The organism is uncultured Sphingomonas sp., from assembly GCF_937859915.1.
GTDB lineage: Bacteria > Pseudomonadota > Alphaproteobacteria > Sphingomonadales > Sphingomonadaceae > Solisphingomonas.
Genome location: NZ_CALMAW010000102.1, coordinates 4,186 through 23,944, shown reverse-complemented (window position 1 = coordinate 23,944; position 19,759 = coordinate 4,186). Strand labels below are relative to the sequence as shown.

General features: G+C 68.2%; 20 protein-coding genes. 13 read left to right on the top strand and 7 right to left on the bottom strand.

Features of this window, described 5'->3' with window-relative positions; genetic code table 11:
* Positions 1 to 5 precede the first annotated feature (5 nt).
* Positions 6 to 1,004 (bottom strand): NADP-dependent oxidoreductase, encoded by a 999-nt coding sequence (locus tag Q0326_RS13560; RefSeq protein ID WP_298691366.1) that lies wholly within the window; start codon positions 1,002 to 1,004, stop codon positions 6 to 8.
* Positions 1,005 to 1,105: 101 nt separating this feature from the next.
* On the opposite strand from Q0326_RS13560, the gene Q0326_RS13555 reads away from it, so the two are divergent.
* Positions 1,106 to 2,128, top strand: coding sequence for an NADP-dependent oxidoreductase (locus Q0326_RS13555; RefSeq protein ID WP_298691364.1), 1,023 nt, complete (start codon positions 1,106 to 1,108; stop codon positions 2,126 to 2,128).
* A gap of 33 nt (positions 2,129 to 2,161) precedes the next feature.
* Here the strand turns inward: Q0326_RS13555 and Q0326_RS13550 are convergent, their stop codons facing one another.
* A complete protein-coding gene (locus tag Q0326_RS13550) occupies positions 2,162 to 2,920 on the bottom strand; it encodes an SDR family oxidoreductase (RefSeq protein WP_298691362.1) in 759 nt (252 codons plus the stop codon).
* 133 nt (positions 2,921 to 3,053) lie between these two features.
* Here Q0326_RS13550 and Q0326_RS13545 point away from each other — a divergent pair, with 133 nt between their 5' ends.
* Entirely contained in the window at positions 3,054 to 3,857 is an 804-nt protein-coding gene (locus tag Q0326_RS13545) for an SDR family oxidoreductase (protein WP_298691400.1), read from the top strand.
* A 26-nt stretch (positions 3,858 to 3,883) separates the two neighbouring features.
* On the opposite strand, the gene Q0326_RS13540 is transcribed toward Q0326_RS13545, so the two are convergent.
* Complete coding sequence (locus tag Q0326_RS13540; RefSeq protein WP_298691360.1) at positions 3,884 to 5,512, bottom strand: AMP-binding protein; 1,629 nt, start codon at positions 5,510 to 5,512, stop codon at positions 3,884 to 3,886.
* Positions 5,509 to 6,288, bottom strand: a complete 780-nt coding sequence (locus Q0326_RS13535) for an SDR family oxidoreductase (protein WP_298691358.1) — start codon at positions 6,286 to 6,288, stop codon at positions 5,509 to 5,511. Before Q0326_RS13535 ends, Q0326_RS13540 begins: the two co-directional genes overlap by 4 nt.
* Before the next feature lie 174 nt (positions 6,289 to 6,462).
* Between Q0326_RS13535 and Q0326_RS13530 the strand changes: the two genes are divergently transcribed.
* The 4 genes from Q0326_RS13530 (at position 6,463) to Q0326_RS13515 (ending at position 9,733) form a co-directional block, all read left to right on the top strand.
* Positions 6,463 to 7,257 (top strand): ThuA domain-containing protein, encoded by a 795-nt coding sequence (locus Q0326_RS13530; RefSeq protein ID WP_298691356.1) that lies wholly within the window; start codon positions 6,463 to 6,465, stop codon positions 7,255 to 7,257.
* 70 nt (positions 7,258 to 7,327) lie between these two features.
* Positions 7,328 to 8,098 (top strand): helix-turn-helix transcriptional regulator, encoded by a 771-nt coding sequence (locus tag Q0326_RS13525; RefSeq protein WP_298691354.1) that lies wholly within the window; start codon positions 7,328 to 7,330, stop codon positions 8,096 to 8,098.
* A 64-nt stretch (positions 8,099 to 8,162) separates the two neighbouring features.
* Positions 8,163 to 8,591, top strand: coding sequence for an OB-fold domain-containing protein (locus Q0326_RS13520; RefSeq protein ID WP_298691352.1), 429 nt, complete (start codon positions 8,163 to 8,165; stop codon positions 8,589 to 8,591).
* Positions 8,588 to 9,733: a thiolase family protein gene (locus tag Q0326_RS13515; protein ID WP_298691350.1), complete on the top strand. Its 1,146-nt coding sequence runs from the start codon at positions 8,588 to 8,590 to the stop codon at positions 9,731 to 9,733. Before Q0326_RS13520 ends, Q0326_RS13515 begins: the two co-directional genes overlap by 4 nt.
* A gap of 12 nt (positions 9,734 to 9,745) precedes the next feature.
* Here the strand turns inward: Q0326_RS13515 and Q0326_RS13510 are convergent, their stop codons facing one another.
* On the bottom strand, positions 9,746 to 10,822 hold the full coding sequence (locus tag Q0326_RS13510) for an acyl-CoA dehydrogenase family protein (RefSeq protein WP_298691348.1): 1,077 nt from the start codon (positions 10,820 to 10,822) through the stop codon (positions 9,746 to 9,748).
* Between the two features lie 167 nt (positions 10,823 to 10,989).
* Here Q0326_RS13510 and Q0326_RS13505 point away from each other — a divergent pair, with 167 nt between their 5' ends.
* The 3 genes from Q0326_RS13505 to Q0326_RS13495 are packed head-to-tail and all read left to right on the top strand — an operon-like array spanning position 10,990 to position 13,968.
* Positions 10,990 to 12,198: an acyl-CoA dehydrogenase family protein gene (locus Q0326_RS13505; protein WP_298691346.1), complete on the top strand. Its 1,209-nt coding sequence runs from the start codon at positions 10,990 to 10,992 to the stop codon at positions 12,196 to 12,198.
* Positions 12,199 to 12,224: 26 nt separating this feature from the next.
* Positions 12,225 to 13,373 carry an alkene reductase gene (locus Q0326_RS13500; RefSeq protein WP_298691344.1) on the top strand — a complete coding sequence of 383 codons (1,149 nt, stop codon included), beginning with the start codon at positions 12,225 to 12,227 and terminating at the stop codon, positions 13,371 to 13,373.
* A gap of 10 nt (positions 13,374 to 13,383) precedes the next feature.
* Positions 13,384 to 13,968 (top strand): nuclear transport factor 2 family protein, encoded by a 585-nt coding sequence (locus Q0326_RS13495; protein WP_298691342.1) that lies wholly within the window; start codon positions 13,384 to 13,386, stop codon positions 13,966 to 13,968.
* 4 nt (positions 13,969 to 13,972) lie between these two features.
* Here the strand turns inward: Q0326_RS13495 and Q0326_RS13490 are convergent, their stop codons facing one another.
* Positions 13,973 to 14,737 carry an SDR family oxidoreductase gene (locus Q0326_RS13490; protein WP_298691340.1) on the bottom strand — a complete coding sequence of 255 codons (765 nt, stop codon included), beginning with the start codon at positions 14,735 to 14,737 and terminating at the stop codon, positions 13,973 to 13,975.
* Between the two features lie 13 nt (positions 14,738 to 14,750).
* On the bottom strand, positions 14,751 to 15,530 hold the full coding sequence (locus tag Q0326_RS13485; protein ID WP_298691338.1) for an SDR family NAD(P)-dependent oxidoreductase: 780 nt from the start codon (positions 15,528 to 15,530) through the stop codon (positions 14,751 to 14,753).
* Positions 15,531 to 15,691: 161 nt separating this feature from the next.
* Here Q0326_RS13485 and Q0326_RS13480 point away from each other — a divergent pair, with 161 nt between their 5' ends.
* The 4 genes from Q0326_RS13480 to Q0326_RS13465 all read left to right on the top strand — a co-directional run bounded on the left by Q0326_RS13480 (position 15,692) and on the right by Q0326_RS13465 (position 19,585).
* Positions 15,692 to 16,957, top strand: coding sequence for a cytochrome P450 (locus tag Q0326_RS13480; RefSeq protein WP_298691335.1), 1,266 nt, complete (start codon positions 15,692 to 15,694; stop codon positions 16,955 to 16,957).
* 36 nt (positions 16,958 to 16,993) lie between these two features.
* Positions 16,994 to 17,719, top strand: coding sequence for an enoyl-CoA hydratase/isomerase family protein (locus Q0326_RS13475; protein WP_298691333.1), 726 nt, complete (start codon positions 16,994 to 16,996; stop codon positions 17,717 to 17,719).
* Positions 17,720 to 17,921: 202 nt separating this feature from the next.
* Positions 17,922 to 18,212: a hypothetical protein gene (locus tag Q0326_RS13470; RefSeq protein WP_298691331.1), complete on the top strand. Its 291-nt coding sequence runs from the start codon at positions 17,922 to 17,924 to the stop codon at positions 18,210 to 18,212.
* Positions 18,213 to 18,589: 377 nt separating this feature from the next.
* The gene (locus Q0326_RS13465; protein ID WP_298691329.1) at positions 18,590 to 19,585 is read left to right on the top strand and encodes a gluconolactonase; all 996 of its coding nucleotides are present in this window, start codon (positions 18,590 to 18,592) and stop codon (positions 19,583 to 19,585) included.
* Positions 19,586 to 19,759: the final 174 nt, after the last annotated feature.

The window sequence follows — 19,759 nt, the reverse complement described above, 5'->3', positions numbered from 1 at the left end:
CGTGACTAGAGCCGCAGCACCTGCTTGCCGCGGTTGCTGCCGTCGAACAGCCGGCGCAGCGTCGCGGGCGCCTGTTCGAAGCCGACCTGCTCGTCGACCTGCCAGCGGATCCGGTCGGCGAGCGCGAGGTCGCGCAGCCGGCGCCGCATGTCGGCGAAGCGATCGGCATGGTCGACGACGATGAAGCCCGACATCGTCGCGCGGCGCAGCACGAGGTTGAAATAATTGGAGGGGCCGGCCGGGCGTCCGCCCGTTTCATAGCGACTGATCCCCCCGCAGATCACGACGCGGGCGCCGTCGGCGATCACGCCGAGCATCGCGTCAAGCGTCGCTCCCCCGACATTGTCGTAGACGACGTTGGCGCCCTGCGGGGCCGCTGCGCGCAGCTGCTTCTTGATCTCGCCGGCCTTGTAATCGATCGCGACGTCATAGCCGGCCTCCTCGGTCAGCCAGCGGCATTTGTCCGGGCCACCCGCGATCCCGATCGTCCGACAACCCGCGACCTTGGCGAGCTGGCCGACCACCGACCCGGTCGCACCGGCCGCGCCCGACACGACGATCGTGTCGCCCGCGATCGGCCGCCCGTGGACGAACAGGCCATGCCACGCCGTCAGCCCGGTGATGCCGAGGATCGACAGCATCGCGGTCGGCGGCAGATCGGGATCGACCGGGGTCAGCCCACTGCCGTCGCTCACCCAATGCTCGCTCCAGCCCATCATTCCTTCGTGCAGCGACCCGACCGGCAGCACGGGATTGTGGCTCTCGATCACCTCGCCGATCGCACTGCCGCGCATCACGTCGCCGATCTCCATCGGCGCGGCATAGTCGGCGAAATTCTCCATCCAGCCTTTCTGCGCGGGATCGAAGCCGAGCCAGCGGATCGCGAACAGCGCCTCGCCCGGGCTTGGAACTGGACGCGCAACCTCGACCAGACGGAAGTCGCCCTCCTCGATGCCGCGCCCGCGCGGGTGCGCCGCGAGATGGAATTGCCGCGTCGTCGCCATGCCGAAATCTCCTCGACGGTCGCTTTGGCGGGGGTCCGGCAACGGCGACAGTGGTCAATAGGAGAGGTGCCGGTGGGCCGTCGCACGGCTAGCATCGAGCGATGACACAAAACCGCCGCTTCACGCTGGTCCGCCGCCCGCACGGGCTCCCGCAACCCGACGACTTCGCGCACGACACCGTGCCGGTGCCGTCACCCGCGGACGGCGAGTTCGTGGTCCGCAACCGCTACGCCTCGCTCGATCCCGCGATCCGCGGCTGGCTCGATGAGGCGCCATCCTATTTGCCGCCGGTGGCGCTCGGCGATCCGGTCCGCGCGACCACGGTCGGCCAGGTCGTCGCCTCGAACAATCCGGCGTTCGCGGTCGACGAATGGGTGCTCGGGCTCAACGCGATCGAGGAGTATTCGCTGGTCCGCCCGGGTGGCTTCACGATGCCGATCGATCCCCACACCGTACCGTCGGTGACGCACTATCTGTCGGTGCTGGGCGCGGTCGGGCTGACCGCCTATTTCGGGCTGCTCGAGGTCGGCAAGCCCAGGCCCGGCGAGACCGTGCTGGTCAGCGGCGCGGCTGGCGCGGTCGGCTCGCTCGTCGGCCAGATCGCGCGGATCGTCGGCTGTCGTACCGTCGGCATCGCCGGCGGCGCGGACAAATGCCGGCGTCTGCGCGACGATTATGGCTATGACGCCGCGATCGACTATCGCGGCAAGAGCCCCGCCGCGCTCGCCGCCGCGATCCGCGAGGCGGCTCCCGACGGCGTCGACGTGATCTTCGAGAATGTCGGCGGCGCGGTGCTCGATGCCGGCCTGCTCGCGCTCAACCACGGCGCGCGCGTCGCGCTGTGCGGGCTGATCAGCGAGTATAACAGCGCCGAGGGCGCGATCGGCGCGCGCAATCTGTGGCAGCTGATCGTCAAGTCCGCGACGATCTCGGGCTTCCTGATCTCGGACTTCCTGCCGCGCTTCGCCGAGGGCGCGACCGCGATGGCGGGGTGGCTCGCCGAAGGCCGGCTGCGCGTCGACGAGCATGTCGACGAGGGCATCGAGAATGCGCTGCCCGCCTTCCTGCGGCTGTTTGAGGGCAGCAACCAGGGCAAGATGATCCTCGCGCTTGGCGCGCCGTAACGAGGCGGCGCACCGGGCGCCGCCCCCGACGGATCAGAACTGGATACGCTTGGTATAGCCGCCGTCGACGATCAGGTTGGTTGCGGTGGTCCAGGCCGAGGCGGGGCTGGCGAGGAACACGATCGCCTTGGCGACGTCGTCGACCGCGCCGATCCGGCCGAGCGCCGCGGTCGCCTCGGTGGCGGCGAAGAGATCGGGCACGCCCTTCTTGATGTCGTCCCAATTGCCGCCCTCGAACCAGACGGGTCCGGGCGAGACGGCGTTGACGCGGATGCCCTTGGGCCCCCAGGCCTGCGCGAGCTGGCCCGAATAGGTCAGCAGCGGCGCCTTCATGGCGTTGAAGGCCTGCGGCGCGAAGAAGGTCTCGGTCGCCGCGGTCGACCCCAGGATGACGACCGCGCCATGCGCCGACTTCTCGAGATAGGGCTCGAGTGCCTCGCAGCCGCGCACGGTGCCGAGCACGTCCATGCGGAAGCAGGCTTCCCAATCCTGCGCGAGCTGCGAGCCCGAAGCGCTGGCCGACGGGATGAAGATGTCGCAGCCGCCGAGTTCGTCGGCGATGTCGGTCAGCAGCTTGGGATAGGCGTCGAGATCGGCGAGGTCGCCCTGCTTGCCGACCACTTTGACGCCATGTTTCGAGAAGGAGGCCACCGCGTCGTCGATCTGCGCCTGGTTGCGCGAGAAGAAGCCGACATCCGCCCCCTCTGCGGCGAACATCTCCAGCGTCGCGCGGCCCGTGCCGCGGCTGCCGCCGGTCAGGATCACCTTCAGTCCCTTGAGCCCGAGATCCACTTGGCCTTCTCCTCTACCTATTGATCCTGCCATTCTGCCAGAGCGACCGGCATCCGGCATCCTAGTCTTCGCGCCAGTTGTCGCCGCCGTGGCGAGCGCGTCGGATCACGCAGCAAATTGGACGAGGTGCGTGATGGGATGGTTGGACGGCAAGGTCGCGCTGGTGCTCGGGGCGGCGGGTGCAGACAATATGGGCCAAATCATCGCCCGGCGGTTCGCCGAGGAGGGGGCGCGCATCGTCGTCGCCGGCCGGCAGCTCGAGTCGCTGCAAGGCTTCGCGGCCGAGTTCGACGGCCGTGCGCTCGGCTGCGACATCACCGATCGCGCGCAGGTGTTCGCGATGATGGAGGCCGCGCGCGCGTGGCATGGGCATCTCGACATCGCGGTCAACGCCACCGGCTGGGGCTTTCTCAAGCCGTTTCTCGACAACACAGAAGACGAACTTGCGCGGATCACTGCGCTCCAATTCATCGGCCCCTTCTATTTCTGCCAGGCCGCCGTCGAGGCGATGGGCACGACCGCGGGCGGCCGGGGCGGATCGATCATCCAGATCAGCTCCGCGACCGCGACGATCATGCTCAACGACCATGCCGCCTATATGGGCACCAAGGCGGGCGCCGATCATGTCATCCGCTGTGTCGCGCACGAGTTCGGCGAACGCGGCATCCGGGCCAATTCGATCTCGCCGGGGCTGACCGACACGCCGATGACCGCGGGGGCGAAGGAGCTGCCCGGGATGTTCGACAGCTTCCTGCCCGGCTACCCGCTCGGGCGGATCGGCACCAAGGCCGACATCGCCGCCGCCGCGGTCTGGCTGGCGAGCGACGAATGCTTCATGACCGGCGAAAATCTGCAGGTGAACGGCGGGCTGACGCTGCGCCGCAATCCAACCCGAGAGGAGATCGGCGCCGCGATCGGCGCACAGGCCGCGACCTGACGCGGCGATGCCGACCCCTCGCGCGATCAAATCGGCGCGGGGGCCTCGGCCTCGACCAGTTCGCGGATCCGCGCGCGCAGCACATCCTTGCGGATCTTGCCCGACGCGGTGCGCGGCAGTTCGGCGACGAACTCGATCCGCTCGGGGGTCTTCTGCTTGGCGAGCCCGCTGATCGAGACGAAGCCGGACAACATCGCGAAATCGGGCGCGGCGCCGGCACGTGCGACGACGAAGGCGCAGATCCCCTCGCCCAGCCGCGCGTGCGGCATCGCGACCACCGCCGCCTCGGCCACCGCCGCGTGGCGATGGAGCACGTCCTCGATCTCCTTGGCGCTGATATTCTCGCCGCCGCGGATGATCAGGTCCTTCTTGCGCCCGGTGATCGTCACCGCGCCCTCGGGGGTAAGCAGGCCGATGTCGCCGGTGCGGAAATAGCCGTCGTCGGTGAGCGCGGCGCGGGTCTGCTCGGCATCGGCATAGCCCATGAACATCGCCGGGCCGCGCGCGACGATCTCCCCCTCGGCGCCCGACGCGACGTCGCGGCCATCGTCGTCGAGGAAGCGCACGTCATAGTCGGCGATCGCGCCGTCCGTGGCGGCGGCGAGCTCGGGCAGCACCCCGGGCGTGCAGCCGATTGTGATCAGCGGCGTCTCGGAACTACCATAAACGCGAAACGCGCACGGATTGGCGAAGGCGCTGTTGGCGTCCCGCACGAGATCGGCCGGCACCGCGGCACCGCCGCAGGCGAACACACGGAAGCTCGGCAGCCGCGTACCCTTGGTGCGCGCCGCATCGGCCAGCTCCTTGAGGAAGGGAGTCGCGGCGACGGTGCCGACGACATCATAGCGCTCGATCAGCGCGAGCGCCTCGTCGGCGTTCCACGCCTCCATCAGCACCGTCCGCGTGCCCGCCAGGAAGGGCTGTTCGAGTCCGTTGGAATAGCCGCTGATGTGCGTGACGGGGGACGGCATGAGGATGGCATCGCCCTCCCCCAGCCCCCAGCGGTCGTAGCTCACCGCCGACACGCGGGCGAGCGTGTTGTGGCTGTGCAGCACGCCCTTGGGGCGGCCGGTCGTGCCCGAGGTATAGAGCAGCAGTTTGACCGCATCGGGGTCCACCGTGGGCGCCGCGAACGCCTTGCCGCGTCCCGCCGCCACGAGATCGGCATAGTCGACGGTGCGTGTGCCGCGGACCGTCACGACGTGCGCCAGTCCTGGAAGCGCGCCGCGGATGCGATCGACCATCGCCGGATAGTCGTAGCCGCGGAACGTCTCGCAGACGAACAGCAGCTTCGCGCCGCTGTCGGCAAGCATCTGCCGCACCTCCGCGTCGCGGTAGATCGTCACGATCGGATTGACGACAAGACCGCCGATCGCGGCGGCGAGGTTGATCACCGCGGCCTCGACCCAATTGGGCATCTGCACGCTGACCACATCGCCCGTGCGCAGCCCGAGGTCGGCGAGCGACGCCATCAGCGCGGTCGCGTCGGTCAGCAGCGAGGCGTAGGTCGGCTGCGTCGGATCGTTGGGAAAGACGACGAGGTCGGGCGTGGCGTCGGCGCGGACGCGCGCGAGATCGCCGATCGTCCGGTCGCGCCATAGGCCGACCCCCCGATAGCGGGCGAGATGCGCCGGCGAGGTCGTCCAGCTGGTCATACGCCGTTGATCCCCGCGGTCGATCCACCGTCGATCAGATATTCGGATCCGGTGACGAACGCCGCCTCGTCCGAGGCGAGATAGACGACCAGCCCGGCAATCTCGGCCATCGTCGCCATCCGCTTGAGCGGCGCCAGCCCTTCCAGCGTCTTGCGGGCCGCCGCGGGATCGGGGGCGTTGGCGATGACGTCGGTGATCAGCTGGGTCTCGACGACCCCGGGATGGATCGAATTGCAGCGGATGCCGAGGCCGGTGTTGGCGCAGTGCATCGCGATCGACTTGGCGAGCAGCCGCAGCGCGCCCTTGGTCGTCGAGTAACCGACGTTGCCGCCAAGCGCGAGGATCCCGTTCATCGACGAATTGAGGATGATCGATCCGCTGGGTCCCCCCGGATTGTCGCGCATCAGCCTGATTGCATGCTGCGCGGTCAACATCGGGCCGGTCAAATTGACCTCGACGATGCGGTCCCACGCCGCCATGTCGATCGCCTCGATGTCGGTGTCGCCGCCTTCGATCCCGGCGTTGGCGAAGGCGATGTCGAGCCGGCCGAACCGCTCGCGGATCATTGCCATCAGCCCGTCCCAGCCGGGCCGGTCCTCGACGCTGTGGACATGGAAGTGGCCGCCTGATGCGTCGGCGATGGCCGCCCCCGCCGTGACGTTGCGCCCCGTAAACACCACCGTCGCGCCTTCCGCCGCGAGCCGTTCGACGGTGGCAGCGCCGATACCGCTCGTGCCGCCCGTGACCAGTGCGACCTTGTCCTGCAACCGATTCAAACGCCGTCTCCAATCCGCATGGCGCCGTGGTGCGACCGCGCGAGGGCCCCGAGCAAGCTGTGCTTTTCGCAAGGTGACAAGCCGCGCGCGCCGATCCTATCCAAAACGCTAGGTCGGGCAGCGCCGGCCGACCCCGTACAGCACCGCCAAACATAAGCGAGAGCATGTCCTGCGATGTCCGATGTTCCCCAGGTCGACGAAGCCCGTCCGCGTCGGCTCGACTGCGTTCTGATCGCCGGCGGCAAATATCACGACATCGACTTCGCCCGGCTCGAACTGCTCAAGCTGCTCGGCGAGGACCAGCGCGTCCGCGTCCGCGTCTTCGAGGATTATGAGGCGATCGCCGCGATCGAGGCGGCCGATTTCCTGATCAGCTACACCTGCGACGTGATCCCCTCGCTCCCCGCGCAGGAGGCGATCCGCGCGTGGGTCGAACGCGGCGGGCGCTGGTACGCGTTGCACGGCACCAATTCGATCCTGCGCTGGACGGCGGACGGCAAGGTCGACGCGCCGCGCTGGGCGCCGCTGCACATGGACACGCTCGGCTCGCAATTCCTGTCGCACCCCCCGATCCAGCCCTATCTGGTGACGGTTGCGGATCCGGCGCATCCGCTGGTCGAAGGCGTCACGCCGTTCGAGACCACCGACGAACTCTACCTGATGGCGGTCCACGCCGACCTTCACGTCCTGCTCGAGACCGAGCATGACGGCGACACGCCCGAATTCGTCGATCACCAATGGCCGCGCGCGAAACATCCCGTCTTCTATTTGCGCGCGCTTGGACAGGGCGAGATCCTGTATCTCACGCTCGGCCATTGCCGCGGCCATTACGACCTCCAGCCACTCGCCGACTGGTGGCCGACGATCGACCGATGCGCCTGGGACCTGCCTGTGTTCGACACCCTGCTCCGGCGCGGTATCCATTGGGCGAAACAGCGGACAATTAAGGGGGCGCCGACATTGCCCTAACCTCGGTTAAATCGTACGATGACGCCGGAGAGACGCTCGATACCGATCCATATAAATAGGGACGAATCGCATGCCTGAAATCAATCTCGATGCGGTGCGCATCGCCAAGCCCGCTGATGTCCGTCTCGCCGCCGAACGGCTGCGCGAGATGGTCCGCGACATGACCGGCTTCCGAACCGCGATCTGTCACAACATCGCGTCCAAGCAGAGCATGGTCGACGCCGACGGCAATGTTCTGGCGACCGACGTGTTCGGCTGGACGCTCGACGAGAATGACCGCTGGTGGCGGACGCCGCGGCTGGCGCTCGAGTCGCCGCTGCCGACCGCGTGTCGCTACGAGAGCGAGCCGTTCTGGTGCAACGCGCAGGGCATTCACACCGCGACTCCCAATTCGATGCTCGCGGCGATCGATCTCAGCAATTTCGAGCGGCGCGGGCTGACCCCGGCGGCGATCGTCGTCCCCGTCCATCTGCCGTTCGGCCAGATCGGCGCGGCGAGCTATGCCCCCGCGGACCGCACCAAGCTCGACCTTTCGGCGGAGTTCGAAGCGTTCGGCGACACGCTCGGCCTGATCACGCGCACCTTCATCGCCGGCTATGTCCGCGCGATGTGCGATCCCGAGCGACTGCCGGTGGGCGCGATCCTGAGCAAGCGCGAGGTCGAGTGCCTGCGCTGGGCCGCGGTCGGCAAGACCGACTTCGAGATCAGTCTGATCATGTCGCGCAGCCGCGCAACGGTGCGCTTCCACATCCACAACGCCTCGACCAAGCTCGATGCGGTCAACCGCAGCCAGACGCTCTTCAAGGCGGCGCAGCTCGGCTATATCGGTCTTAACAGCTGAGCTAAACCGTGCCCTAGCGCTTTGACGAGTAGCCCGCGACGCCGTTCGCGGGCTTGCTCGGCCGATGATCGACACGCCCAGCCCCGCCCGCCCGATCGCCCCGGGCCTGTTCACCGACGAGGCCGCGCCCCGGCTGATCGGCGGGCGCAATCGCGACAGCGGGCGCATCGTCTTTCCCTGCCCCGAGGGCGCCGAGGGCGAACGCTATGAGCCGATCTTGCTTGCCCGGCAGGGCACGCTCTGGTCCTGGACCGTTCAGCGCTTTCGCCCGAAGACGCCGCCCTATCTGGGGCCTGCGGCATTCGAGCCGTTCGCCGTCGGCTATGTCGAGCTCGCGGACGAGGTCATCGTCGAATCGCGGCTGACCGACGTCGCGTTCGACGCGCTCGACGTCGGCATGCCGCTCGAACTGGTCCTGCTGCCGCTGCCGCAGGACGAGGGTCCGGCGGTCCTCACCTTTGCCTTCCGCCCGACCGGGGAGTCTCACGCATGAGCGACGTCTGCATCGTCGGCATCGGCATCCATCGCTTCGGCCGCACCCCGGACCTGTCCGGGCTCGACATGGGGGTCGCCGCCGCGCGCACCGCACTCGGCGATGCGGGCGTCGCCTGGCCCGACATCCAGTTCGCCTATGGCGGTTCCGATGCATCGGGCAATGCCGACACGATGGTGTCGCGGCTGGGAATGACCGGCATCCAGTTCATCAACGTAAAAAATGGCTGCGCGACCGGCGGCTCGGCGCTCGCCTCGGCGTCGAGCGCGATCCGCGCCGGCGAATATGATCTTGGCCTCGCCGTCGGCTTCGACAAGCATCCGCGCGGCGCCTTCGATCCGCGCCCGGCCGAATGGGGGCTGCCCGAATGGTATGGCGAGGCGGGGCTGATGCTCACCACGCAATTCTTTGCGATGAAGCTCACCCGCTACATGGCGCTGCACGGCATCTCGACGCGGACGCTCGGACGCGTTGCCGAAAAAAGCTTCCTCAATGCGGTCCACGCACCGCACGCCTGGCGACGCGAGCCGGTCGACATCGAGACGATCCTGTCGGCGCAGATGGTCAGCGATCCGCTCACCAAATATATGTTCTGCTCGCCCGCCGAGGGCGCGGTCGCGCTGGTGCTGGCGAGCGAGGCGAAGGCACGCCAGCTCGGCGGCCCGATGATCCGGCTGAAGGCGGTGGCGATGCGGACCCGGCCGGCGGGCTCGTTCGAGGTGTTCGCGCCATCGCTCGACGTCGCGCGCGGCGGGTCGGCGACGACCAATGCGTCGCTGGCGGCGTTCACGGCGGCCGGCATTGGCCCCGAGGATATCGACGTCGCCCAGCTCCAGGATACCGAGGTCGGTGCCGAGATCATGCACATGGCGGAAAACGGCTTCTGCGCCGATGGCGAACAGGAGGAGTGGCTGGCCGAGGGACGCACGCGGATCGGCGGTCGCCTCCCGGTCAACACCGATGGCGGCTGCATCGCGTGCGGCGAACCTATCGGCGCCTCGGGCCTGCGTCAAGTCTACGAGAATGTCGTCCAGCTGCGCGGCGACGGCGGGGGGAGGCAGGTGCCGAACGATCCCAAGACGGCCTACAGCCATGTCTATGGCGCGCCTGGCGTGTCGGCGGTGGCGATCCTCAGCCGCTGATCGCCGCGGCGATCACGCCGTCCGTCGCGCGCGGTCGTAGCGCATTGTTTCGTGCGCGGCGTCGCCGAACAGGCTGGCAAGCCGCAGGATGCGCTTGTGACCATGCCCGAGATCGAGCTCGTCGGACACGCCCATCCCGCCATGCATCTGGATACACTCCTCGCCAAGCCGCACCGCCGCCGTCGAGATGAAGCTTTTGGCCGCCGCGAGCGTCGCGGGCGCTTCGTCCGGCTCGGCTAGCATCGCGCGGTACAGATGCGAGCGGGCGAGCTCGAGCGCGGCATATTGGTCTGCGAGCCGATGCTGGAGCGCCTGGAAGCTGCCGATTGCGACGCCGAATTGCTGGCGCTGACGGACATAGTCGAGCGTCGTGTCGAACAGCAGCCCCATGATCCCGACCATCTCGGCCGACGCCGCCAGCCGCGCCCGCGCAATGACGACCGCGAGGGCGTCGAGCCCGCCGTCCATCCGCTCGGCGGCGACGCCGTCGAACGCCAGCTCGCAGGCGACCGATCCGTCGACCAGGCGATAGTCGCGGCGCTGGAGCCCGGAGGCATCGGCCGCAACGAGAAAGAGGTGCGTCTCGTCCCCGTCGCGGGCGGTGACGACATAGGCGTCGGCGCCACCGGCGACGAAGGTCTTCATGCCCCGCACCGTGCCGTCGGCGAAGCGCGTCGCGGGCCGATCCATGTCGAACCGCGTGCCATGTTCGGCCCAGGCGAGCATGACCACGGCCTCGCCGGTCAGGAGCCGCTCGATCCACATCTGCTTTTGCGCGACCGTGCCGGCCTGCGAGAGCAGGCCTCCGCCGACGATCGTCGCATCGAGGAACGGCTCGGCGACCAGCCCGCGGCCGATCGCCTCCATCACGGTTGCGCTCTCGACCGCGCCGCCACCGAGGCCGCCATCAGCTTCGGAAACCGGCAGCGCGAGCACGCCGAGTTCGGCGAGCAAAGCCCAATTCTCGGCGGAATAGCCTGCCGGCGTCGCGCGATAGCCCGCGCGCGCGCCGCTGGGGTAGCGGTCGGCGACGAAGCGCTCGATCAGCGTCTTGAGCATCGCCTGGTCGTCGTTCAGTCCAAAATCCACGCGCCTGTCCCCCGAGGTGCCCGTTCGCACCGGCAAGTCTCCTCGGTTAAAGCGCCGGCCGCGCCCTCCACCACTCCGACAATCGATAGGTGCCGGCCGGGATCGCGCGCGCGGACCTAACCCTTTTGAGAGAAGCCGTTGCGTGCCAGGCGCCTAGTGTCGCCGGCATGGACATCCGCCTGACCGCCGACGAGACCGCGTTCCGAACCGAGGTGCGCGATTTTCTCGCCACCCATCTCACCGAACGGCTGCGCGCCGGCGCGCGGGCCACCCCCACCGTCTTCGCCGAGCCCGATATCGGCCGCGAATGGCAGCACATTCTCTACGAGAAAGGCTGGCTCGCCTATTTCTGGCCGGTCGCATTTGGCGGCACGGGCTGGACGCCGATGCAGCGCTACATCTTCGAGAAGGAATGCGCGCTCGCGCATGCCCCCGAACTGCCCGGGCTCAGCCTCAAGCTGCTCGCGCCTGTGCTGCACAGATTCGGCACGCCAGAGCAGCAGGCGCGCTATCTGCCCCGTATCCTGTCGGCCGACGATTATTGGTGCCAAGGCTTTTCCGAGCCGGGCTCGGGCTCCGATCTCGCCAGCCTCAAGACGCGCGCGGTGCGCGACGGCGACCGTTGGATCGTCAACGGCAGCAAGCTGTGGACGACGCACGCCCATTTTGCCGACCACATGTTCTGCCTCGTCCGCACCAATCCCGACGTCAAGCGCCAGGCCGGGATCAGCTTCCTGCTGATCGACATGAAACAGCCCGGCATCGAGGTGCGCCCGATCATGGGGCTCGCCGGCGATCATGAGGTCAACGCGGTGTTCCTCGACGACGTCTCGGTGCCCGCCGACGACATGGTCGGCAGCGAGGGCCAGGGCTGGACGATCGCCAAATTTCTGCTCGAGAACGAGCGCGGCGGCTCCTGCCATGCGCCGTCGCTGCTCGCCGACCTCGACACGCTGCGCGCGGCGGCATCGCAAGCGCCCGCCGACGGCGGCGGCACGATGGCGGACGACGCGCTGTTCATCGCCGCGCTTAGCCATGCCGAGTTCGCGGCGCAGGCGCTGGAGACCACCGAATTGCGCATCCTCGCCGAGATCGCGCAAGGCCGCCCGCCCGGCCCGCAGACTTCGCTGGTCAAGCTGGTCGCCTCCAACCTCAAGCAGGACATCGGCACGCTCGCGATGCGACTCTGGGGACCGGCCGGGCTGCAATTGCCCACCGAACGACCGCTCTATGGCAATGCGGCCCCCGAACCGATCCTCAATGCCGCCGCGCAGATCGCCGCGCCGACCTATCTCAACAACCGGGCGTGGACGATCTTCGGCGGATCGAACGAGGTCCAGCGCACGATCATCGCCAAGACCGTGCTTGGTCTCTGACCCCTCGATTGCAAGGATTGCCGCCCGTGAGCGAAGCCCTCAGCGCCCTGTTCACCCCGCTCCGCATCGGCGACATCACCGTCAAGAATCGGCTCGCCATGGCGCCGATGACGCGCCAGCGTTCGACGCTCGACGGCGTGCCCACCGATCTCAACGTCGAGCATTACCGCCAACGCGCGACCGCCGGCCTGATCGTCAGCGAGGGCATCTATCCCTCGGCGATGGGCAAGGGCTATCTGTTCACGCCCGGTCTGCACACCGACGCGCAGGTGACCGGATGGCGGCGGGTGACCGAAGCCGTCCACGGCGAAGGCGGCGCGATCTTCGGCCAGATCATGCATGTCGGCCGGCTGGCCGATCCGCTGATGCTCGACGGCGCGCAGCCGATCGGCGCCTCCGCGGTCCAGCCCGATCCGACAGCACGCCATTATACGGTCACCTGCCCGCGCCCCAAACGCCCCTATCCCGAACCGCGCGCGCTCAGCCATGCCGAGGTGCTCGGCGTGATCGACGATTTCGCGCAGAGCGCCGTGCTTGCTAAGCGCGCCGGCTTCGACGGTGTCGAGATCCACGCCGCCTCGGGCTATCTGCCGATGCAATTCCTCTCGACCAACAGCAATCTGCGCACCGACGCTTGGGGTGGAAGCGTGGAGAAGCGCGCCGCCTTCCTGCTCGCCTGCGTCGATGCGATGGTCGCGGCGACGTCGCCGGGCTTCGTGGCGGTGAAACTGTCCCCCGGCTGGTCGTTCCACAACGTTTTCGACGACGATCCGGTCGCGACCTATTCCTATGTCGTCCGGCAGCTGTCGGCGCGCGGCATCGCCTATCTTGAGCTTGGCGACTATGCGGTCGGATGGGACGTCTACGGCACGTTGCGCCCGCTGTTCGAGGGACCCGCGATGTTCGTCGCGGGCTTCACCCAGCCGACCGCCGCCGCCGCCGTCCACGACGGCCGCGCCGACATGATCGCCTTCGGTCAGGCCTATATCGCCAACCCCGATCTCGCGAACCGCTACGAGCACAGCCTCAAGCTCAACCGCCCCGAGGTCGCGACCTATTATACGCAGGGCGCGGAGGGCTATACCGACTATCCGGTCTATGCCGACGCCGATCCCGACGCGCTTCAGCCGGTCGATGCCGCGCCGATCCCGATCTCGCCCGCCACCACCGGCTAAGGAGCGTTCGATGCCCGTCGCCACCCCCGATCCCGCCATGCTCGCCGCACAGCAGGCGATCACCGACAATCTCCACCGCTATTGCCGCGCGATGGACCGGATGGACCGCGACCTCGCGCTGTCCTGCTGGCATCCCGGCGGAACCGACGAGCATACCCCGCTCTTCTCAGGCACCGGCGCCGACTTCGTCGACTGGGTGTGGACGATCCACGAACCGATGCTGCTCACCCGCCATGTGCTCAGCAACATCCTGATCGAGGTCGACGGCGACGAAGCGTGGAGCGAGAGCTATTGGACGGTGCAGCTGCGCATCGCGCGCGACGCCGGCATCGTCGATCTGTGGGGCGGCGGGCGCTATGTCGACCATCACCGCGCGATCGACGGGGCCTGGGGTTTCGTCCACCGCCGATCGGTGCACGACTGGGACCGCGCCGAGCCGCTCGGCATGACGATGGCGACGTTTCCAGGACCCGCGCTGGTCGAGCCCGCCGCCCCCGATGCGCCGCTTTATCCGGCGACACGGTCAGCGGCGGACCCCTCCTATCGCGCGCTCGGCGGCCATGCGATGCCCTATCCGGGCCCGCACGCGGCCTGACGCCTCACATCGTCGGGTGCATCGCGGTCAGCCCGCCGTCGGCGACGAAGGCGGCGCCGGTACAGTAACTCGACTCGTCCGACGCGAGGAACAGCGCGACCGCGGCCTCCTCGCTCGGCGCCGCCATCCGGCCCATCGGCGACATGCCGTCGAAGACCGCGCGCATTGCCGGGTTCTCGTCGATATGGCCCTGCAGGATCGCCGTCAGCGTCGTGCCGGGATGCAGCGTGTTGATCCGCACCGGCAGCCTTTCCCGCGCACAATGCGCCGCCGCGGAGCGCGTCAGGCCCAGAATCGCATGCTTGCTCGCGGTATAGGCGACATCGTTGGCGAGACCGAGGAAGGACGTCGTCGAGGCGACGTTGATGATCGACAGCGCCCGCGGCGCCGCGGCGGCCTGCACCATCCGGATCGCGGTCCGGCACCCCAGCATCGGGCCGGTGACGTTGACCGCCATCACCCGCGCCCACGCCGCCTCCTCGATTGCGTCGATCGCCTGGCTCGAGATCACGCCGGCATTGTTGACGAGGATGTCGAGCTGGCCATGCGACGCGCCGATGTCGGTCGCGATCCGCGCCCAATCCGCGCTGCTCGAGACGTCGAGCGACAGGAAGCGCGCGCCCGTCTCCGCCGCGATCGCCTGCCCGCTTTGCACGTCGACGTCGCCGAGATAAACGATTGCGCCCTCGGCGGCGAAGCGGCGCACGATGCCCTCGCCGATGCCGGAGCCGCCGCCGGTGACCAGCGCCACCTTACCTTCGAGCCGCATCGTCGTCTCCCGCTTAGCTGGCGATCATGCCGCCATCGACATGGATCTCGGTGGCGTTGAGATAGCGCGCCGCCTCCGAGCAGAGGAACAGCACCGCGTCGGCGACCTCGTCGGGGCGGACCAGCCGGCCGAACGGATGGCCCGCGATCAGACCGGCGCGCAGATCGTCGACCGGCGTGCCGCCGGTGATCGCCGAATAGCGATCGAGAATGGCGTCGATCATGTCGGATTCGACCGCGGCGGGGTGCACCGAATTGGCGCGCACCGGATAGCCCAGGCTGGCGAACTCGATCGCCGCCGCCTTGGTCAGCATGCCGACCGCCGCCTTGCTGGTGCAATAAGCCGAAGACAGCGGCGAGGCGCGCACACCCGCCGCCGACGCGACGTTGACGATGCGCGCGTCGTGGCCGGCTGTGGCCGCGGTCGTGCGCAGCAGCGGCAGCGCGGTGCGGATGCCGAGGAACGCGCCGTCGACGTTGATCGCCATGCACCGCCGCCATTCGGCGATCGCCATGTCCTCGAGCTTGCCCATCGGCGCGATCCCGGCATTGTTGACCAAGATGTCGAGCCGGCCGTGCCGCCCCTCGATCCACGCGATCAGCGTCGCCCAAGAGGTCTCGTCGACGATGTCGAGCGCGTGCCAGTCCTCGCTCTCGCCGCCGCCCAGATGCCCGGGAAGATCGGCCGAGACCACCATTGCGCCGTCCGCGCGCAGCTTGCGCGCGATGGCGGCACCGATGTTGCCGCTGGCCCCGGTGACGAGCGCCACGCGGCCGGTGAGGTCGTAGGTCATCGAGCGAACTCCGTGATCGACGGGCATGTCCCGCGCGCGCGACGGGTCGCGGCACTTGTCGTGCACCCACACCCGGCGAGCCCGATGATCACCTGCGCAAAAGGCTAGGCGGGCGGCTGCAGGCTTTCGATTAGGCATGTCGGATACCGCGGAGAGAGACGATGACGGAGCTGCTCGACGCACCGCTGCACGAGATTGTCGCGAACGATCCCACGATCCTGCAGGATCCGTACGGCTATTATGCGCGGCTGCGCGACGAGGCGCCGGTCTTCCGCGATCCCAAGACGGGGATCGTGTCGGTGTCGAGCTACGCACTCGTCCTCGAAGTCGCGAAAAAACCCAAGATCTTCTCGAGCGCCTTCGCCCACCTCCTGCTGTCGGGCGGCGCCGGGTCGCTCGATCCCGAGGAGGCGGCGATCATGGCGGCCGGGTTGCCGTGGCGCGACACGCTGCTCACCGCCGATCCGCCCGCGCACCAGCGCTACAAGCGTATCGCGATGCAGGCCTTCCCGCACGGCCGCGTCAAGACGATGGAGCCCTATATCGCGGAGACGACGCACCGCCTGATCGACGGGTTCGCCGCCGATGGCGAGGTCGAGTTCAAGACCGGCTTCGCCGACCTCCTGCCCTCCTTCGTGATCGCCGACGGCTTGGGCGTCTCGCGCGACGACGTGCCGAAGTTCCACGATTGGCTGCACGCCGGGATCGCACGGCTGGCGGGCAATGCCGGGCGCGAGGAGCGGATCGCCAGCGCACACAAGGAAATCGAGCTCCAGCGCTTCTTCCTGGACGCCATCGCCGAGCGGCGAGCGACGCCACGCGACGATATCGTGTCCGATCTCGTCCACGCTTCGCTGGCGGATACCGAAGGTGGCCGGCCGCTCGACGACGCCGAACTCTATGCGATCCTCCAGCAGATCTTCAACGCGGGTCAGGAGACGACCGCGCATACGCTGACCTATGCGCTGTACCAGCTGATCCTCAACCCGGACCAGATGGCGGCGGTCCGCGCCGAGCCGGCGCTGATCCCCAATCTTGTCGAGGAGACGCTGCGCTTCCTCACGCCGACCAACAATATGTGGCGCGTCGTGGCGCAGGACGTGGCGCTCGGCGGCGTCGCGCTCAAGGCGGGCGAGCCGATGCTGTTGCGCTTCGGCGCCGCCGATCGCGATCCGCAGCGCTTCGAAGATCCGGACCGCTTCGACGTCACCCGCGCCAATGCGCGCGAGCATCTCGCCTTCGGCGCCGGCGTCCACACCTGCCTGGGCATGGCGCTCGCACGCAAGGAGATGACGGTCGCGCTGCCGATCCTGCTCGATCGTCTCGCGAACCTGCGCTTTGCCGACGGCCTCAACAGTTTCCGATACAGCCCAAGCCCGATCCTGCGCGGCGTCACCTCGCTCCATCTGCGCTTCGACCGGGCCTGATCCGGTGCCCGCCACGATCATACACAGGGAGGCCCGATGTTCACGCTCGAGGTGACCGGCAAGGTCGCGACGATCACGATCGCTCGCGGCGCCAAGGCCAATGCGGTGCCGATCGATCAATGGGGCGAGCTCGAAAAGCTCGTCGTCCGCGCCAATGTCAGCGCCGCCAGCCTGGTCGTGATCCGCTCGGGCGACGGTCGCGATTTCTGCGCCGGCTCCGATCTGAGCGAGCTCAACCTGCTGTCGACCAGCGGCCTGCTCAGGCGGCGGTTCCGCGGCGTGATGAAGAGCGCCTTCGCCCGGATCCGCGCGGTCAACAAGCCGACGATCGCGGTCATCGACGGCCGGTGCATGGGGACCGGCTTGTCGATCGCCACCGCCTGCGACATCCGCGTCTGCGGCCCCAACGCGCTGTTCGCGATCACGCCCGCCCGCTTCGGCATCTCCTACCCCAAGGAGGATGTCGAGCGCCTCGCGATGCTGGTCGGCTCGGGCCAGGCCGCGCGGCTGCTCTATTCCTGCGACACGATCGACAGCGCGGAGGCGCACCGCATCGGTCTGGTGGAAATCTTCGACCGCTCGGGGCAGCCAGGCGCCGGCCTGATCCAGAACATCGTCGACAATGCCGCCTCCAGCCTGATGACGCTTAAGGCCGGGCTGATCGGCCGCGCCGGCGCCGACCAGCGGTTCGAGGACCATTTCGCAACCGGCGAGTTCGCGACCCGGCTGGATGCCTACGATCGAGCCAAAACGCGCCTCTGACTGCGATCTTCCGCCGCACGCCCCCGAGGCGCGCATCATCGCCATTGCGGGTCCGGTTGCAGCCATCCTCGCCCCGCAGAGGTGGCTACGGCTTGAGCGTTGCAAAAGACACAAGGCCAGAGATGAATGGGAGCGCCGCCTCTGGCGTAGCAAGATGCGCCGGGACCGCCGCGACACGCGTTGATGCCGCAGGAGAAAAGCGATGACCGGCCCGACCGCAGTACAGCTTGACGTCCAACGGTCTGCAGAGATGGCCGCGGTGTTTATGATCGGCGACGGACTGCTGGGTTTGCTCCCATCAAGGCGTCATGTGGAACTCTGGCGATCGGACGTCAGCGCAGTGGACCTTCTCGTGCGCCCCTTTGCCGGCCACCCGGCACGCCGGCGAGGGTATGGCTTGCTACAGATTGGCGTAGGTTTGGTTCTTGCGTCGGCGCTGAAGCGTCGCAAAGCCGGCGACAACCCCACCGTGCACAGTAGTCACCGAGGCTGAAAAGGCTCATTCTCGCGGTTCCTGAGTCGGTAGGTAAGCCGCGCCGTTAGACCGCGACTTCGCCATCCGGGTTCCGCTCATTGGTCGGGGCCTGACGTAGGATCTCAGTCGAGGTCGATGCGACGAATGTCCATCTCCTCTCTCGCTTCGGACGCGTCGCAGCTGCGGGATGGCTGTTCCGTCGGCGTCTAAACAGCATGATGGCAGACGAGCTTGGGCAATCGACCTTGTGGACGCGCATGCGCGCGGTGCTGCGGCTGTGGTGGCAGGGCTTCGACTGACGTCACGAAACTATAAATTCCATCAAGGTCCGCACACTCTCTGGTGCCGCACGGCATCTGCCGCCACGCTCGCTTCGACCATCTCGGGAGTATCGCATGCGCCGTGTCCTCGCCTTATCCGCCGTGCTCGCCGTCTCGATCAGCGGCACGGCCCTCGCCGGCGCGGTCGTTCGCACCATCCCGGGACCGGATGGCGGATGGGATTATGCGCGAGTCGATCCGGTCAGCCATCGCCTGTTTGTCGCGCGCGCAGACTCGGTGACGGTGGTCGACCTGACCGGTAGGGCCCCCGTTCGCTCGATCGGGCAGATCGCGCATGGCCATTCGGCGCTGCCGATCCCGGGCGGCCGCACGCTGCTCGTGACCAGCGGCAAGGACGCCAGCGTGCGCGTCCTCGACGGTGACAGCGGCGCCGAAGTGGCGCGCATGACCGTCGGGGCCAATCCTGATGCGGCCTTGTTCACGCCGGATGGCACGACCGCCTACACGATGAACGCGGAGGCCGGCACGATCTCCCGGATCGACATCGCCACGCACCGAGTGACCGCAACGATCCCGCTCAAGCCCGGCCTCGAATATGCCGCGCTTGCAACCGACGGCACGCTGTTCGTCAACAATGAGGCCGCGAACGATCTAACCGCGGTCGATACGCGGACGGCGCGCGTATCGGGGTCGATCGCGCTCCCCGGCTGCCAAGCCCCGAGCGGCCTCGCCTATGATCCCCGCACGCAGCGGCTGATCGCGGCCTGCGCCAACGGCAAGGCCGCCGTCGTCGACGCCAGGTGCAGGACGCTGGTCTCGCTTCTCGACATCGGCGAGGGTCCGGACGCGGTGCTGCTCGATGTCGAGCGCCGGCGTGCCTACATCCCCTGCGGCAAGAGCGGCGAACTCGATGTCGTTGCGCTCGACGGCAAGGGCGGTCCCACCGTGACCGGGCGGATCACGACCGAGGTCGGCGCGCGCACCGGCGCTATCGATCCCGGCGACGGCATGGTCTATCTTCCGACCGGCCGCTTCGCGCCGCCGACTGCGGGTCAGAAGCGCGGCGCCGTGATCCCCGGCAGCTTCCACATCCTCGTCGTCCGTCCCTGACCGCCTGACGAGCAACCGACGGCGCCTTCCGCAATCCACGGCGGGAGGCGCCGCCGCCGTATCAAGCGTCCGCCGGCATCGTCCGCGCGTCGATCAGCCGCACCAGCACCGGCATCGCCAGCAGTACCAGCGGATTTTGCAGCAGCAGCCCGGCGATGATCGCGATCGCCAGCG